The sequence below is a fragment of the Paenibacillus cellulosilyticus genome (assembly GCF_003182255.1).
Lineage (GTDB): Bacteria > Bacillota > Bacilli > Paenibacillales > Paenibacillaceae > Paenibacillus_T > Paenibacillus_T cellulosilyticus.
This window is the reverse complement of record NZ_QGTQ01000002.1, coordinates 353,629-369,287: the sequence shown is the minus strand read 5'-3', so window position 1 is coordinate 369,287 and position 15,659 is coordinate 353,629. Positions and strand designations below refer to the sequence as shown.

The 15,659-nt window shown below is 55.2% G+C and carries 12 protein-coding genes and 1 riboswitch; of the genes, 9 read left to right on the top strand and 3 right to left on the bottom strand.

Annotated elements, in window-relative coordinates; all coding sequences use genetic code 11:
* Nucleotides 1–30 precede the first annotated feature (30 nt).
* Complete coding sequence (locus DFQ01_RS04185; RefSeq protein WP_110042618.1) at nt 31–1,329, bottom strand: aminotransferase class I/II-fold pyridoxal phosphate-dependent enzyme; 1,299 nt, start codon at nt 1,327–1,329, stop codon at nt 31–33.
* A 179-nt stretch (nt 1,330–1,508) separates the two neighbouring features.
* On the opposite strand from DFQ01_RS04185, the gene DFQ01_RS04180 reads away from it, so the two are divergent.
* Both DFQ01_RS04180 and DFQ01_RS04175 read left to right on the top strand, forming a co-directional pair.
* A complete protein-coding gene (locus tag DFQ01_RS04180; protein ID WP_110042617.1) occupies nt 1,509–2,294 on the top strand; it encodes a helix-turn-helix domain-containing protein in 786 nt (261 codons plus the stop codon).
* Nucleotides 2,295–2,428: 134 nt separating this feature from the next.
* Nucleotides 2,429–4,423 carry a beta-galactosidase gene (locus DFQ01_RS04175; RefSeq protein ID WP_110042616.1) on the top strand — a complete coding sequence of 665 codons (1,995 nt, stop codon included), beginning with the start codon at nt 2,429–2,431 and terminating at the stop codon, nt 4,421–4,423.
* Between the two features lie 691 nt (nt 4,424–5,114).
* On the opposite strand, the gene asd is transcribed toward DFQ01_RS04175, so the two are convergent.
* Together asd and hisS are read right to left on the bottom strand one after the other, a co-directional pair.
* Entirely contained in the window at nt 5,115–5,903 is a 789-nt protein-coding gene (gene asd / locus DFQ01_RS04170) for an archaetidylserine decarboxylase (protein WP_110042615.1), read from the bottom strand.
* Between the two features lie 116 nt (nt 5,904–6,019).
* Nucleotides 6,020–7,321, bottom strand: a complete 1,302-nt coding sequence (hisS, locus tag DFQ01_RS04165; RefSeq protein WP_245946519.1) for a histidine--tRNA ligase — start codon at nt 7,319–7,321, stop codon at nt 6,020–6,022.
* A gap of 414 nt (nt 7,322–7,735) precedes the next feature.
* Here hisS and DFQ01_RS04160 point away from each other — a divergent pair, with 414 nt between their 5' ends.
* The 7 genes from DFQ01_RS04160 to thiO all read left to right on the top strand — a co-directional run bounded on the left by DFQ01_RS04160 (nt 7,736) and on the right by thiO (nt 15,576).
* Nucleotides 7,736–8,035, top strand: a complete 300-nt coding sequence (locus tag DFQ01_RS04160; RefSeq protein WP_110042614.1) for a hypothetical protein — start codon at nt 7,736–7,738, stop codon at nt 8,033–8,035.
* A 122-nt stretch (nt 8,036–8,157) separates the two neighbouring features.
* A complete protein-coding gene (locus tag DFQ01_RS04155) occupies nt 8,158–9,354 on the top strand; it encodes a glycosyltransferase family 4 protein (protein ID WP_110042613.1) in 1,197 nt (398 codons plus the stop codon).
* 33 nt (nt 9,355–9,387) lie between these two features.
* Nucleotides 9,388–9,493: riboswitch (TPP riboswitch) on the top strand.
* A gap of 359 nt (nt 9,494–9,852) precedes the next feature.
* On the top strand, nt 9,853–11,613 hold the full coding sequence (thiC, locus tag DFQ01_RS04150) for a phosphomethylpyrimidine synthase ThiC (protein WP_110042612.1): 1,761 nt from the start codon (nt 9,853–9,855) through the stop codon (nt 11,611–11,613).
* On the top strand, nt 11,606–12,727 hold the full coding sequence (locus tag DFQ01_RS04145; protein WP_342769978.1) for a ThiF family adenylyltransferase: 1,122 nt from the start codon (nt 11,606–11,608) through the stop codon (nt 12,725–12,727). Before thiC ends, DFQ01_RS04145 begins: the two co-directional genes overlap by 8 nt.
* Nucleotides 12,720–13,598 carry a thiamine phosphate synthase gene (gene thiE / locus DFQ01_RS04140; protein ID WP_245946518.1) on the top strand — a complete coding sequence of 293 codons (879 nt, stop codon included), beginning with the start codon at nt 12,720–12,722 and terminating at the stop codon, nt 13,596–13,598. Before DFQ01_RS04145 ends, thiE begins: the two co-directional genes overlap by 8 nt.
* Nucleotides 13,598–14,407: a thiazole synthase gene (locus tag DFQ01_RS04135; RefSeq protein WP_110042611.1), complete on the top strand. Its 810-nt coding sequence runs from the start codon at nt 13,598–13,600 to the stop codon at nt 14,405–14,407. The genes thiE and DFQ01_RS04135 overlap by 1 nt, the downstream gene beginning before the upstream one ends.
* Nucleotides 14,407–15,576 carry a glycine oxidase ThiO gene (thiO, locus tag DFQ01_RS04130; RefSeq protein WP_110042610.1) on the top strand — a complete coding sequence of 390 codons (1,170 nt, stop codon included), beginning with the start codon at nt 14,407–14,409 and terminating at the stop codon, nt 15,574–15,576. The genes DFQ01_RS04135 and thiO overlap by 1 nt, the downstream gene beginning before the upstream one ends.
* The last annotated feature ends 83 nt before the right edge of the window (nt 15,577–15,659 follow it).

The following is a 15,659-nucleotide window of genomic DNA, read 5'->3' as shown; positions in this document are numbered from 1 at the left end:
GTTAAATTCGGGAGGCTTAGGTCATCATTATTACGCGTTCAGCAGGTCCGTAACTGCCTTGTAGATCGTATCGAACAGCTCTTCCAGATCGCCTTCCTCGATGCACGAGAATGCGACGCGCAGGTCCGTGTCGCCGAGGGCGATCGTACCAACGCCGTACTCGGACAGCAGGCGCTGACGAACCGCTTCCGCGGAAACCTTCGTCAGCTTCAGGCACATGAAGTAGCCGGAGTTGAATTGGTAGTAGTCCCACACGTCACCGTAACGGCCGCTGTCGAGCAGCTCTTTTACACGGTTAGCGCGGCGTTTCATAATGGCGTATTTCTCAGCCTTCTGCTCTTCGAACTCAGGCGCTTGCAGCGCGCGGAGAACGAACGTCTGCGAAGGGTGAGGACCGCTGGAAATCGTCGAACGAATGATACCCGTCGTTTTTTGCTCCAGAGCAGCAAGGGCTGCTTCGGATTGGGATGCGTACGTGATGAAGCCTACGCGGAAGCCCCAAACGTATTCTTCTTTCGTTGCGCCGTCAACCTTAACAGCGAGCACACGCTCATGCAGGCCAGCAAGCTTGCCGAACAGCGACTCATGCAGCGAGTCTTCGAAGAAGAGGCCGAAGTATGCATCATCTGCTACCGCGACAACATTGATGCCTGCTTCTGCAGCATCACGGATCGCAGCGACGATTGCATCGCCTTCTGCTGGACCCGGCGTGTAGCCTGTTGGGTTGTTCGGGAAGTTCAGAATGACGATTGCTTTGCCTTTGTCCTTCTGTGCGAACAGCGCATCGCGGAGGCCGGCAGCGTTAAATTGGTTGTCGCTATTGTACAGCTCATATTCAACGATCTCAGCACCGCGGCGAACGCCGAATGTCAGCTCGTAGTTTTCCCAGTTTTTGTTCGGAATGATGACCGCGTCACCTACATCAGCGAACAGATCGGAGACAATGCTCAGACCATGTGTCAGTGCATTCGTTACGATTGGCGTACCGAAGCCTTTGCCTTCAACCGAAGGGTTTTCTTTGATCATCTTCGCGCGCCATGCGCTGCGCAGCTCTGGCTTACCAGCCGGTGGTGCATATTCATAAATGTCCTTCGGGTCATAAGCGGACAGTGTGTCTTGGATGACCTTCAGGTGCATCGGTTGACCATTCTCGATTGCAATCCCGATCGTTGCATTAAATTTCTTTGCTTTTGCTTTCGCTTCAGCGGATTGACTCAGAATGCCGACTTTAGGGAAGTAGATGCTCTTACCTAAGCTGGACAACATCGCATATACGTGGGGAGTTTCGCGCTCCAGCGTTTCGTTCAATTGCTGAGCAAGTGGGTTCATGACTTGATTCCATCCTTCCGAACAATGGGTTCAATATTGGATCACCGCAAATGTTACCTGGCGATGTCAGCTATCGAGTGATATTATAACATTTTTTAAATATAAGGGGTCATTTTCATTGTAAAAAAAATTCGAGTGCGGTATGATGACCCCAAATGGACCTAAGATGGAGGGACGCTATGCTGGACGTGCCATCATCATCATTCGTATTGCTCTCTTATTTTGCCAAAATTTCTTGCGAACCAGCATGGAAATGGGCCCGTCGAGAGAAGCCGATGGCGAATTATGACCTATTTTATGTGTGGAGCGGTGAAGGTGAGCTTGAACTCAATGGCGCTGTATATGAGATTGGCGCAGGAAGCTGTTTTTTATTCCGCCCTGGCGACTACACAAGCGCAACACATAATCCGCAAAAGCCGTTAGTACTGACGTATATTCATTTTGACGTAAGTGAGCAAACCCAATATGTGCCGAATCGTTATCGCGTGTTCGACGAGACGGTTGACTTCGAATATTTGCTCTCTCGTTATGTTCGGCTGTTCCTCGTCAAGACATTCGCTGCCGAGGAAGAGGCCAAGCTGCTGCTGAAGCAGATGATGATCCATCTGCTCCGTACTGATCAGGAGCCGCTTATTGAGAAGCGCGGAAGCAACCAACTGACGGAAGTCATCCATGAAATTGCCAACTATATTCGCCAGCATCCGGGCGTTCCGCATCGCGTTGAAGACTTGGCGAAGCGGGCACAGCTGTCGCCGCGATATTTTTCAATCAAATTCAAGGAATATATCGGACAGTCGGTACAATCGTACATGATTCAAACACGCATTGACCGTGCGCAGCATTTGCTTGCGCATGCAGGCATGAACGTGACCGAGGTGGCAGATGCACTCGGTTACCGCGATATATTTTTCTTCAGCAGGCAGTTTAAGCAGTATACGGGACGCAATCCATCAGAGATCCGCTGATGGGCGGCGTTTTTTATTTTTTGAGATGTAGTTCCTCAATAAGTCCGCTTTTGATCACGAAGCATCACAAAAATTATTCGGAATGAAGGTCATGTACATAACAACAGGATAACGGAGATGGAGGGCATGCTAGGATGAAGATTGGTGTGGTGTATTACCCCGAGCATTGGGATCGCTCTATGTGGGAGCAGGATGCTAGGCTGATGAAAGAAACAGGCGTACGTGTTGTGCGTGTAGCGGAGTTTGCTTGGAGCAGGCTGGAGCCGCAGGAAGGTGTGTTCCAATTCGACTGGCTGGATGAAGCCATCGATTTGTTCCATCGGTATGGGCTGGAGGTAGTCATTGGAACGCCGACGATGACACCGCCGGTGTGGCTGACGACGAATTACCCGGATGTGCTGCCCATCGATGGACAAGGACATCCTCAGCAGGCAGGCGTAAGAGGACATCGCTGCTACAACAGTCCTTCGATGCGAAGCCGTACGACGGCGATTGTCGAGAAGCTGGCTGCTCGTTATGGGAACCATCCAGCGGTGATCGGGTGGCAGACGGACAATGAGTTCATGTTGAACCTATGCCACTGTGAGGCGTGCACGAGCAAGTTCCGAGATCGGGTGAAGGAACAGTTCAATGGAGATCTCGATGCGCTGAATCGGGCATGGGGAACCGTCGTCTGGAGTGGTGAGTACAGTGACTGGTCGCAGGTTCGGACGCCGATCGGCGGGTCGCCTTACCAGAATCCATCGCTGCTGCTGGAGTTCCGTCGGTTCCAAAATGATTCAATCATTGCGTTCCAACAGATTCAGGTCGATATTGTTCGTCGACTATGTCCGAACCACTTCATTACGCACAATACATGGACGGCGCCGATCCCGCTCGATAATCCGAGGTTGTATGCACCGCTCGATTTCGCATCCTTCGACTACTATCCGAACACGAGTCCGGACAAAATCGCGACAAACCCGTACAGCGGCGCGCTGCTGCTTGATCGGGTGCGCGGCTTCAAGCGGCGTAACTATTGGATAATGGAGCAGCTTAGTGGACCGCCGGGCGCATGGATGCCAATGTGGCGCGCGCCATATCCGGGATTCATCCGCGCCTTCTCATGGCAGAGCTTCGCTCGCGGCGCGGACGCGGTTGTTCATTTTCGCTGGAGAAGCGGGACGGTTGGTGCGGAGCAGTTCTGGCATGGTCTGATTGATCATAGCAATGTGCCCGGCAGAAGGTTTGCGGAGTTTGCTCAATTGACGGAAGAAGTGAATCGGGTGGCATCGCTGTTGGAAGGAACAAGTGTACGAAGCGAAGCGGCAATCTTGTATTCGCATGAGCATCATTCCGCGTTCCAATTGCAGCCGCAGTCCGAAGGCTTCGATTATTATGAGAACCTCAAGCCGATTCATCGAGCGCTCGTGAAGCAGGGAATTGGTGTCGACGTGATCGACTGGCGGGAATCGCTTGACTCGTACAAGCTGGTTGTTGCACCTGCGCTCTATCTGCTTGATGAAGCAACAGCGGAATCACTCAAGCAGTATGCGGCTGGTGGCGGTACGTTGGTATTGTCAGCGAGGACAGGCGTGAAGAATGAGCATAACATTTGCTGGATGCAGCCGCTGCCTGGCCCACTGGCTGAAGCAGCCGGCGTGGTCGTAACGGAGTACGACCCAGTCGGCCATGACGCGCAGCAGTTGGTAGCTGCTGATGGTGCTGTGTACAAGTGTGCGCAATGGTGCGACCTGCTGGAGCCGTCAACGGCAGAGGTGCTGGCGCGCTATGGCGAAGGCACGGGCTTCTACACGGGTACGCCTGCGGTTACGTCGAATCGTTATGGCAAGGGTACAGTCGTTTATGTCGGGACGGTACCGGAGGAGGCGTATTGGTCCGACTTGCTTGGCAGTTTGGCTGCCGATTGCGGGGTAGAGCGCTGGGCGAATTTGTCGGAAGGCGTGCAGGTGACATTGCGTGGAAGCGACGATGGACGCAAGGTATGGTTCGTCCTGAACTTGACCCGCGAGCCGAAGCAGCTGCAGCTGCCAATGGCGATGCGCAGTTTGCTCGACGGACGGGATGGAATCGGGGGCGTCGAGCTTGAGCCGTACGGTGTGGCGCTGCTGCAGCGTGGGCAAGAGTAGAGAGCGGACGGTTAAGTGTGAGCTGATGGAATAGAGTAGGTAAAAGTATACTAACTGGGCGGTGGAGCGCGAACGGACGAGATAGGATAGGAAAAAGTGTACTAATTGGTTAGTGGAGCGCGGACGGACGGGATAGGATAGGTAAATGTATACTAACTGGTTGGTGGAGCGCGAACGGACGAGATAAGATAGGAAAAAGTATACTAACTGGTTGGTGGAGCGCGAACGGACGGTATAGGATAGGAAAAAGTATACTAAATGATCAGTTGAGCACGGACGGTATAGGTTAGGAAAAAGTATACTAACTGGTTAGTGGAGCGCGGACGGACGGGATAGGATAGGTAAATGTATACTAACTGGTTGGTGAGGCGCGGACGGACGAGATAAGGTAGGAAAAAGTATACTAACTGATCTGCTGACCAGTAGGAGCGGCGATATAACACCTCTAACTAACCTGACTAGTGCACATGGGGTTGTTAGGAGTGAAATATCGCCCCTAACCAACCAGCTGAGCGCACATGGAGCGGATAGAGGCGATAAACAGCCTCTAACCAGCCAGTTGAACAAACACTGGAATGATAGGAGCGAAAATCCGCCTCTAATCAACAGTCGCCTGAGCGCCCGCATCCACCTCGAATCAAATAAACAGCCCGCCGGCCCCTGCATCAAGCAGGGCCGGCGGGCTGTTCTGTTATTCGCTGCTAAGCGTACCGAGGCGTTCGCCCATCTTGACGCGCAGGCCGACTGCGAGGTCGGCGCGTGGGATGAATGTGTCGTCCTCCATGAGCAGGACGACGGTCGATCCGAATTCGAAGTAGGCGAGCTCGGCGCCTTTTTCGGCTTGCCGTGTTTGTGGTTCTGTGTAACGGATGCTGCTGACGTTCAACGCGCCGACTTTTACGACGGCTGTCTCACCACTGTGATTGCGTATGTACGTTACGAGCCGCTCGTTGCGGCTGAGCACCCGGCGCATATGGCGCAGGCCAAATTCGTTGACCGGATACACCTTGCCGGGAATATAATCGCGCTCCTCAATCGTTCCGTCAACCGGAACATGGATGCGGTGATAGTCGGACGGGCTTAAGTAAAGGACAGCGTAATAGCCGTTCTTATAGTTCTCGGTCCGCGGCGACTGATTCAATAGCTCGTCAATCGTGTAGTCTTGTCCTTTCACATTGACGATCGTACCTGCACTGATTGGTCCAGCGCCTGTTATGAGCGCATCGACAGGACTGACAACGACCGTCCGGTCGGTGTCCACGGTACGCATACCAGGCTTCAGCCTGCGGGTGAAAAACTCATTTAATGTTTTGTAGTCCTTCAAAGGCTTCTCGGCTTCCTCGACCCGAATGTTGTACACGCGAATGAAACGAGGAATAAACCTGCGGCTCGCCGATGATTGGGCGATACTGCCGGCCAGCCGAGAAATCGATTTGCGGGAAGTCAATTCGGTCAGGGCGCGAAACAACCAAGTCCACATGCCGATCCCTTCACGTCCTTTCTCTAAGCACACAGCTGCGATAATCTCCGACTAGTGTGACATATCCGCGTCGACAAATCAATATAATTCGACGCGGCTCATCACACATGTCCGGCTCACAGCAGTACTCGTTCTATCCGATAAATGGCCTCTTCTAAAGCCAGTGTTTCCTCAATTCTTGCTTCCATATCTCTCAACTGTACTTTTCCTAATTTTGTCTCATCTTCTCCGATAAGGATGGCAAATCGGGAGCCTGCCGACGCTGCCGAAGCAAGCGCTTTGCCGACCTTGCGGCCAACAGGCGATAAGCGAGTTCGAATGCCGCAGGCACGAATGGCCTCTGCTGTACGCATAGCCTCAGCAACCATCCCGCCAATCGGAATCACGACTACAGGTGCAGCCTCAATCGGAACAAGCCGTTCACGCGCAAGCGCCATGATTGGCTCAAGCCCGAAGGAGAAGCCGACCGTCGGGTAGAGGACTGCTGGATTGCCAGCCAACTGACCGATGATCGCATCATAACGACCGCCGCCGCCAAGGGAAGACAAGTAGCTGCCGCTCGCATCGAAAGCTTCATAGACGGTCCCTGTATAAAAAGACAAGCCGCGCGACAGCGAAGGATCGAACCTGCAAACGGGCGATAAGCCGATTGCATCCAGCAGCCCCATCAGGGCGCGGACTTCTCCGGCTCCGGGCAGATCGCTAATGCCGAATGTGGTACAGAGCCGTTCGAATGCTGCCACAGGCTCCTTTTGCTCATCAGCCATAATTGCATGAAGCACCGTGTCAGCGGCGCTGTATGTTACACCTTTATCGATCAGCTCGGCGCGAACGGCATCGAGGCCTAGCTTGGCTATTTTGTCTAGCGTTAACATGACCGTCTGTCCTAGCTCTTCTGGAATGCCGGCTGCCGCCAGCCATTCGGCAAGAAAACGCCGATTGTTCCAGCGAAGCACAACAGGAATGCCCAACGTTTCATATACCCGGGCAGCGAGTGATAACAACTCGGCCTCAGCCTCTGGGCCTTGAATGCCTACGACATCGACATCACACTGAGTAAATTCACGAAGCCGACCGCGTTTCACGGGACCATCCCGGAACACTTTGCCGAATTCGTACCGCCGGAAAGGCATGGGCAATCCTGCATACGCAGCGACCAGCTTGGAGAAAGGAACCGTCAAATCATAGCGCAGGCCAAGCTCACGTTGTCCGCGGTCACGTAACGTATACATTTCCTGCACAATTTCGTCGCCGCCTGAATATTTGGCCGTCAGCAGCTCCATTTCGTTCAAAATCGTCGTCTCGATTGCTTCGTAATCATACAGCGTGAACAGCTCCTCCATTTGCCGGATCATTCGGCTGCGCTGGGCTTGCTCTACTCCATAGTAATCGACTGTACCTTTCACATTAGACATCATGCGTTATCCCCTCTCTCCAAGTCCAAGCAGTGCGTCGTTTAAAGGACGACAGTTGGTTCACCTTGGCTGCAAAATAAAAAACGCGCCGGACCTCTGGTCCCGCGCGCTTGTATGCGGCAGGGAGGCCAACGCGAGAAGCGTTAGCCCTCCCTGAGAATTTACAGGGGTGCTAACGCTGACTGAAATGATGAAATTGAATCGAAAGAGCAGCAAGTTTAATCATGGCGACGATTCCTTTCCATACGTTTGAATACGATTGTAGTCCATTGGTGCAATCGATGCAACCGAAAAGTCCATACTGGTTTAACACCCACCAATTGAGCCAATGCTGAGAATACAATTTCGATCACGAAGCTACGAAGCTACGAAGATGAAGAAGATTAAGAAGATCATGAATGGAGCGAAGACTCGCGGATGGAATGGACGATTGGAATAAGTCTAGCAATTGTGACGGTTGTTCTCATATGGTGTTTCGTTAGATGGACGGCAGTCAGAAGATTGGCTGACGGCTTGGCGTCATTTGCACTAATTGTCGCAGGAGCGGCTGTCAGCGGCAGCATTTTACGTGTCATACGCGATGATACGGTTTATATGACCGAAGTACATAGCGTGCTGCTCAATCCGGCCTTTCTAATCGGCGGGGGCTACGTGTTATTGTACGCAACAGCCCGGATCGGTGCGAATGCGTTCTTGTCCAATGACAGCAGCAGATAAGCAGACGCCTTTATTCGTGCCTGTTTCGAGCAGATGGTGTTACGAGTGGCAGCGGTGCCGCGTATGCTGTCGTAGCATATTCCCGCATGCGCACGAACGTGCGGAGGAGGAGGCCCGCGAGCATGTCACGACCGCTGAAGATCGCTTATGTTACGCCTGGCGCCTACCCGCTGCCTTCGCTTACGGGCGGTTCGGTTGAGCGGGTGATCGAGCATATCGTTCCGCTGCTGACAGGCTCGGTGGAGCCGCGGATATATGGACGTACGGCAGCAGGTCTGCCGCGCAAGGGCGTGTGGAAGGGCGTCGTCTGTGAACGGTTCGCAGCAGCGAATAAATCCCGTTATGCCGCTTCCGTAAGCAGGGCGATGACAACGTTCAAGCCAGACATTATCGAGGTGGAAAATAGGCCGCATTTGCTCATACGACTAAGCAGACAACATCCGTATGCGCGCATGTGGCTTAATTTGCACTCTTCGACCTTTATTCAGCCTCGGCATATTTCTAATTTTCAACTTCGTCAAAGCTTTAGACTAGCGGAGACAATAATCGTCAACAGCGACTATTTGCGGTCGATTGTAGCTGCTCAAGCGCCGGAGGCCGCGTCCAAAATCGTCGTCGTGCATCTCGGCACCGATATGCACCGTTTCCCATCTGTTCAATCATCAGAAGGCGGGGCAAGACGCAATCGGCTGCGCCGTGCCTACGGTTGGACGGACCGCAAAGTCATCTTGTATCTCGGGAGACTTATTCCGCTCAAAGGTGTCCATCACTTGATCGAGCTGATGCCGAAGCTGCTCAAGCGGCATCCGAATGCGATGCTTGTCATCGTCGGCAGTCCTCAGTATGGATCGAAGCGTACGTCTGTCTATTCTCGAAGGCTGAAGCGAGCAGCCGCAAAGCTTGGGGGCAGCGTCCGATTCATTCCTTACGTGCCCTACAACGAGGTGCCCGACTGGCTGCTCGGGGCGGATGTGCTTGCTGTGCCATCTGTGCGCCGCGAAGCATTCGGACTCGTTAACGTCGAAGCGATGGCAGCGGGGATCCCCGTCGTTGCTTCGCGAATCGGCGGCATTAGCGAGATCGTGCAGGACGGCGAAACGGGGCTGCTTGCCGAGCCATCCAGCTTGACGGCCGATATGTTAACGAAGCTTGACCACCTGCTCACTAACGACCAACTTCGGCTGGAAATGGGAAGACGAAGCCGCGAGAAGGCGGAAACGTATTTCACCTGGCAGGCAGCGGCTGAACGATATACAGTGCGCACCGGTATAACCAATGCGCTGCATAACAGCAGATTCGGGTGGAAATTACAGGGTTGACACCTTCAGAACATGGGGGTATAGTTTGTTCAGGAAATCCACTAGGGGCGCCTTTACGGGCTGAGATAAAGCGTGATGCTTTGGTCCCTTTGAACCTGATCTGGGTCATGCCAGCGTAGGAAAGTGGTCTAATTGCGAAATGGTCGTCTTGTCATATTACTCAGGAAGCAAGGTCTATTGTTGCTGCGATTGCTGCCGCTAATGCGGTTTAGCTGCATCGTTTCAGACATCCGTGAGTAATGTGCGATCGACAGCGCTTATTAGCCGCTTCCCTCGCCGGAAGCGGCTTTTTTGGTTTCTAGCAAGCTCTTATTACAAGAGAATGCTTCAGAACGAATAATCCGGCTTCGGCGTAGGGAAGTGATTGTGCAGGCGTGCGCCTCCTAGGGATTCCTATTTGCTTTTGTTGATGCTCGGTAAGCAGCCTGATCTAAGGGCTGCAAGTCTATCTATCGCCGGTAGACACAGCAATCACAAAATCTTTAGGAGGAATTCATGATGCCGATATTGTCGAGGCCGCTGCCAGGAAGCCGTAAAGTGTACATACAGGGCTCACAGTCTGATATACAAGTGCCCATGAGAGAGATTGCGTTAGCGCCAAGCGTTATTCGGGACCAAGAGACGAGCAACGAGCCTATTCGCGTCTATGACGCGAGCGGCCCATATACAGATACGAATTACGAAGCCGATATTCGGCAGGGCCTCCCTTCCGTGCGCGGCCGCTGGATCGAAGCACGGTCCGATACGGAGAGCTATGAGGGCCGGGCGATCAAGCCGGAGGATAACGGTTTTGCAAGCGAGGAACGCGCTGCGATCAAGGGACTCGAGCCATTTCCGGGCTTGTTCCGTAAACCGCTGCGGGCGAAAGCTGGCGGCAATGTGACGCAGATGCACTACGCACGCCGCGGCATCATTACGCCGGAGATGGAATATATCGCGATTCGGGAAGGAATGGACCCGGAATTCGTGCGCTGCGAGGTAGCCGAAGGCCGAGCGATCATTCCAGCGAACATTAACCACCCAGAGGGCGAACCGATGATTATCGGGCGCAACTTCCACGTGAAGATCAACGCCAATATCGGCAACTCCGCCGTCGCTTCTTCGATTGACGAGGAAGTCGAGAAGATGACGTGGGCGACTCGTTGGGGCGCGGATACGATCATGGATTTGTCGACGGGCAAGAACATTCATACAACGCGCGAGTGGATCATTCGGAATTCACCAGTGCCGGTCGGTACGGTGCCGATTTATCAAGCGCTGGAGAAAGTGAACGGCGTTGCTGAAGATCTGACGTGGGAAGTATTCCGCGATACGCTCATCGAGCAGGCGGAGCAGGGCGTCGATTACTTCACCATTCATGCAGGGGTACTGCTGCGTTATGTACCGCTGACAGCGAAGCGGGTAACAGGCATCGTATCGCGTGGCGGCTCGATTATGGCGGCGTGGTGTCTGGCGCATCATCAGGAAAACTTCCTGTACACGCACTTCGAGGAAATTTGCAAGATTATGAAAGCTTACGATGTCTCCTTCTCGCTCGGCGATGGACTGCGTCCAGGATCGATTGCGGATGCGAATGACGCTGCGCAGTTCGCGGAGCTGGAGACGCTCGGCGAGCTGACGAAGATCGCATGGAAGCATGATGTGCAGGTCATGATCGAAGGACCGGGCCATGTGCCGATGCACATGATCAAGGAGAACGTCGACAAGCAGATGGCGATCTGCTCGGAGGCGCCGTTCTACACGCTTGGACCGCTGACGACGGACATTGCACCGGGCTATGACCACATTACGTCGGCGATCGGCGCCGCGATGATCGGCTGGTTCGGTACGGCGATGCTGTGCTACGTAACACCGAAGGAGCATTTGGGTCTGCCGAACAAGGATGATGTGCGCGAAGGCGTTATTGCTTACAAAATAGCGGCGCATGCCGCAGACCTTGCCAAAGGCCATCCGCGTGCGCAAATTCGCGACAATGCGCTGTCGAAGGCGCGGTTCGAATTCCGCTGGCGCGATCAGTTCCATCTGTCCCTCGACCCTGAGCGGGCGATGGAGTACCACGACGAGACGCTGCCTGCAGAAGCGGCGAAGTCGGCTCACTTCTGCTCGATGTGCGGACCGAAGTTTTGCAGTATGCGCATTACGCAGGACATCCGGGACTACGCGGCGGATCACGGCCTCGACACGGAAGAAGCGATAGAAATAGGCATGCAAGAGAAGTCTGCTGCATTCCGGACAGGGGGCAGCTCGATTTATGGATAAAATGGCACAGCACCCGATCGAAATCTACGAAGCCGTGCAGGATGAGGCGGCCTTTGAGGACCGCTACTCACGTCAGCTTCGATTCGGGCCGATTGGCTCGGCGGGACAGGATCGACTGCGCAGCGCACGTGTACTTGTCGTCGGAACGGGCGCGCTCGGCGCCTCGCTGGCGCAGCATATGACGCGCGCTGGCGTTGGCGTCGTTCGTCTCGCCGATCGCGACTATGTCGAGCCGAGCAATCTGCAGCGGCAGATGCTGTTCGACGAGGAGGATGCGCGCAGCGCAACGCCAAAGGCAGTTGCCGCAGCGCGTAAGCTGAAGCGGATGAATGGCGGTGTTCGTATCGAGGCGCATGTCGTCGATGTCAGCAAGCGGACGCTAGGGTACCTGCTCGCAGGCGTCGACCTCGTGCTCGATGGCACCGACAATGCGGCGACGCGGCTCGCGCTGAGCGATGCGTGCTTCAGCCTTGGCATCCCGCTCGTCTACGGCGGCGTGACAGCTTCGGAAGGAATGAGCGCAGCGCTCATCCCGGGCCGGACCGCATGCCTTCGCTGCCTGATCGGCGACAGCGCGGCTGACGATGGCACCGATACATGCGATACCGTGGGCGTCATCTCGCCCGCTGTTGAGTTCGTCGCCTCGCTTCAGGCCGCTGAAGCGCTCAAGTGGCTGAGCGGCAACCGCGAGGCGATGCGGGGCACATGGGTGACAGCAGACATCTGGACGTTCCGCGTTCGGGAGCTGAAGCTGCCGGGCGGCAGAAGCCGCTGCGCGTGCTGCGGCACAGGCGCTTCGACGGCCGATAACCGTCTCCGTCAAGACGACAAGCCTGCGATTGAAGCGGCAGTTATGTGCGGGCGTGATTCGGTACAGGTAACGCTTGGGGAAGCAATCGCACTTGATGTTGTTCGTCCTTTACTGGAGGAGAGAGGATGCACACTAACCGTTAATCCATATCTAACCAAGGCCGAGCTGCCGGATGGCAAGCGGCTTGTCTTGTTCTCTGACGGCCGTGTGCTTGTCCAAGGTACGAGCGACGCAGGAGAAGCCATACGGCTGTGCACGGATATGCTGCAGCCGCATAGGGAAGGGGAGAGTATCGTTGGCTGATTCAACATCGAAGAAGCTGGATTTCCAGCTATATGTCATTACAGGTACGAATTATCATCCAGGCCGGTCGATGATCGACGTCATCGAGCAAGCGCTTATCGGCGGGGCTGACATCGTACAGCTGCGGGACAAAACCGCATCGAAGCAGGATATTCGCGAGAACGCCCACAAGCTTCGTCAATTGACGAGACGTTATGGCGTTCCGCTTATTATAAACGATCATATCGACATCGCACTGGAAGCAGAGGCAGACGGCGTGCATCTTGGGCAGGACGATCTTTCGCTCGCTGAGGCAAGAAGGCTGCTCGGGCCGGATCGGATTATCGGCATCTCGACGCACAGCATCGAGCAGGGATTGGCTGCGCAGGCAGGCGGTGCCGACTATATCGGCGTCGGTCCGGTCTACCCGACGGGAACGAAGCCTGGTCGAGCGGCGGTGACGACGAGCTACGTGCAGGAAGCGGCTGAACAGATTCGTATCCCGTTCGTTGCCATTGGCGGCATTACGCTCGGCAATGTCGACACGGTTATCGCAGCCGGTGCATCACGCGTCTGCGCCGTATCCGAGATCGTCGGAGCCGACGATCCAGCGGCGGTATGCCGCGCATTCAAGGCGCGGCTTCATGCTGCAGCTCCGCAGAGGAGCGAGGTGCAAGCAGATGATTTTGCCGGAACCGGTGTAATTGTCAATGGTGTTGCTCAGCGGACAACAGCCCGCACCGTATGGGAGCTGATCTGCCAGCATCGTCTGGAGGATCGTCGGGTCGTTGTAGAGCTGGACGGCGAGATTGTCGTTCGTGAGGAATGGAGCTGTACGCCGATTCATGAAGGTGCAGCGGTTGAGCTTGTTCATTTTGTAGGAGGAGGCTGATGATGATGAATGATCAAGATTCGCTCGTAATTGCGGGGGTAAAGCTGCAATCTCGTATGCTGCTGGGGACGGGACGGTTCCCGAGCCCACATGTGCTGCAGCAAGCGCTGACGGCGTCTGGCGCTGAGGTCGTTACGTTCGCCGTCCGGCGCGTCAACCTCGAAGAAGTGGAGGACGATTCGGTTCTTCAGCATCTGAGCGGCCGCCACTATACGTTCCTGCCGAATACATCGGGCGCGAACAATGCAGAGGAAGCGGTGCGCATCGCCAAGCTGGCCCGCGCGGCAGGCCTTGGCAGCTGGATTAAGGTGGAGATTAGCGCGAATGCGCGTACGCTGCTCCCGGATCCGATCGAGACGCTGCGTGCCACGGAGCAGCTCGTGAAGGAAGGCTTCGACGTGCTGCCTTACACATCCGATGATCCGATTCTATGCAAAAGGCTGGAGGAAGCCGGTGCGGTGGCGGTTATGCCAGGCGGCTCGCCAATTGGATCGGGTCTCGGAATTATGAATCCATATAATCTAGGCTTGATTATCGAAGAAGCAAACGTGCCGATCATCGTTGATGCCGGAATCGGTTCCGCTGCGGATGCGGCGCAGGCGATGGAGCTTGGCGCTTCGGCTGTCCTGCTTAACTCGCCTGTTGCGAAGGCGAAGGATCCCGTCGCGATGGCACTCGCAATGAAGCTGGCGATTGAAGCGGGACGTCTGTCTTATTTGGCAGGCCGCATTCCGAAGAAACGTTATGCATCGGCTAGCAGCGCGCCCGAGGATTCGCTGTTCGCGTCACCTGCGAAAGGAGCTCTCTAATGGGAGAGCATGTCCTTATCGTTGGCGGCGGTATTATCGGGCTGTCATGTGCGTTCGAAGCAGCACGTCGCGGCAAGCAGGTGACGGTCGTCGAGCCGGATCGGTTCGGCGGGCAGGCATCCGGCGCAGCGGCTGGCATGCTCGCTCCATATTCCGAGAATACGGAGCAGCCGGATTCGTTCTTCGACCTGTGCCTATACAGCTTCGGCAAGTATGATGCTTGGACGAAAGCAGTAGAAGCGTGCTCTGGCATGGACGTCGAGCTGATGCGGACGGGAAGCTTGAACATCGCCTATCATGAGGCGGATGTGCTCCCCATGCAGACACGGCTGTTATGGCAAAATAAACGCGGCGCCCGTGCTGAGTTCGTTGATGGCGCAGCGCTGCGCAAGCTGGAGCCGCGTCTGACGGAGCGTGCGATTGCCGGTCTTTACTGCCCGGAGGAAAGCCATGTCTATGCGCCGAAGCTCGTTATTGCGCTGCATGAGGCTTGCCGCCGGCTCGGCGTCCGCCTCGTCGATTATGCAGGTCCGATCGCAGCGGTACACAGCGGCACTGAAGCGGGGGTTGCTGTTACGACCGTGTCGGGCGAGCGTTACGAAGGAGATCGCCTCGTGATTAGTGCGGGCGCTTGGTCTTGCGCCTATGCGGATGTACTTGGTTTCTCGCCTGAGGTTCATCCGATTCGCGGACAGATCTGCTCTTTCGAATCAGCGCCTGCAGAAGTGCGGCATATGGTATTCACGAGCCAAGCCTACTGGGTGGGCAAAGGCAACGGGACAATCGTATGCGGCGCCTCGGAGGATGTGGCAGGTTTCGATACGACCGTGACCGAACGAGGCATTGAACGTCTCATTCGAGCAACCGATCGTTCCTTCCCGTTCCTTGCTGGGAAGCCGACCGTGAAGCGTTGGGCGGGACTGCGCCCTGCAACGCGCGACGGCAGACCGTTGATCGGCATACCTTCGGGCAGACCGGACATCGTCGTGGCGGCAGGCCATTACCGCAACGGTATTTTACTCAGTCCAGGAACGGCGTTCATCGTTGCCGATCTGTTGGACGGAGCCGAGCCTGAGCTGGATGTCCACGATTGCCGTCCGGAACGATTCGGCAGCACCGCTGCGGCGAATCGGCCAAATGCGCAGGAGCGTGTAGCATTAGAAGTGTAAAAGAATAGAGGCCAGAAAGGCTGCGAATTCGAGAAATCGAATCGCAGCCTTTTTTTGCTTGTCGCGCGCCTATGGGTGAACGC

Coding starts and splice junctions, on each gene's coding strand:
- DFQ01_RS04185 (WP_110042618.1), bottom strand. CDS start 1,329: ATGAACCCACTTGCTCAGCAATTGAACGAAACGCTGGAGCGCGAAACT.
- DFQ01_RS04180 (WP_110042617.1), top strand. CDS start 1,509: ATGCTGGACGTGCCATCATCATCATTCGTATTGCTCTCTTATTTTGCC.
- DFQ01_RS04175 (WP_110042616.1), top strand. CDS start 2,429: ATGAAGATTGGTGTGGTGTATTACCCCGAGCATTGGGATCGCTCTATG.
- asd (WP_110042615.1), bottom strand. CDS start 5,903: ATGTGGACTTGGTTGTTTCGCGCCCTGACCGAATTGACTTCCCGCAAA.
- hisS (WP_245946519.1), bottom strand. CDS start 7,321: ATGATGTCTAATGTGAAAGGTACAGTCGATTACTATGGAGTAGAGCAA.
- DFQ01_RS04160 (WP_110042614.1), top strand. CDS start 7,736: ATGGAATGGACGATTGGAATAAGTCTAGCAATTGTGACGGTTGTTCTC.
- DFQ01_RS04155 (WP_110042613.1), top strand. CDS start 8,158: ATGTCACGACCGCTGAAGATCGCTTATGTTACGCCTGGCGCCTACCCG.
- thiC (WP_110042612.1), top strand. CDS start 9,853: ATGCCGATATTGTCGAGGCCGCTGCCAGGAAGCCGTAAAGTGTACATA.
- DFQ01_RS04145 (WP_342769978.1), top strand. CDS start 11,606: ATGGATAAAATGGCACAGCACCCGATCGAAATCTACGAAGCCGTGCAG.
- DFQ01_RS04135 (WP_110042611.1), top strand. CDS start 13,598: ATGATGATGAATGATCAAGATTCGCTCGTAATTGCGGGGGTAAAGCTG.
- thiO (WP_110042610.1), top strand. CDS start 14,407: ATGGGAGAGCATGTCCTTATCGTTGGCGGCGGTATTATCGGGCTGTCA.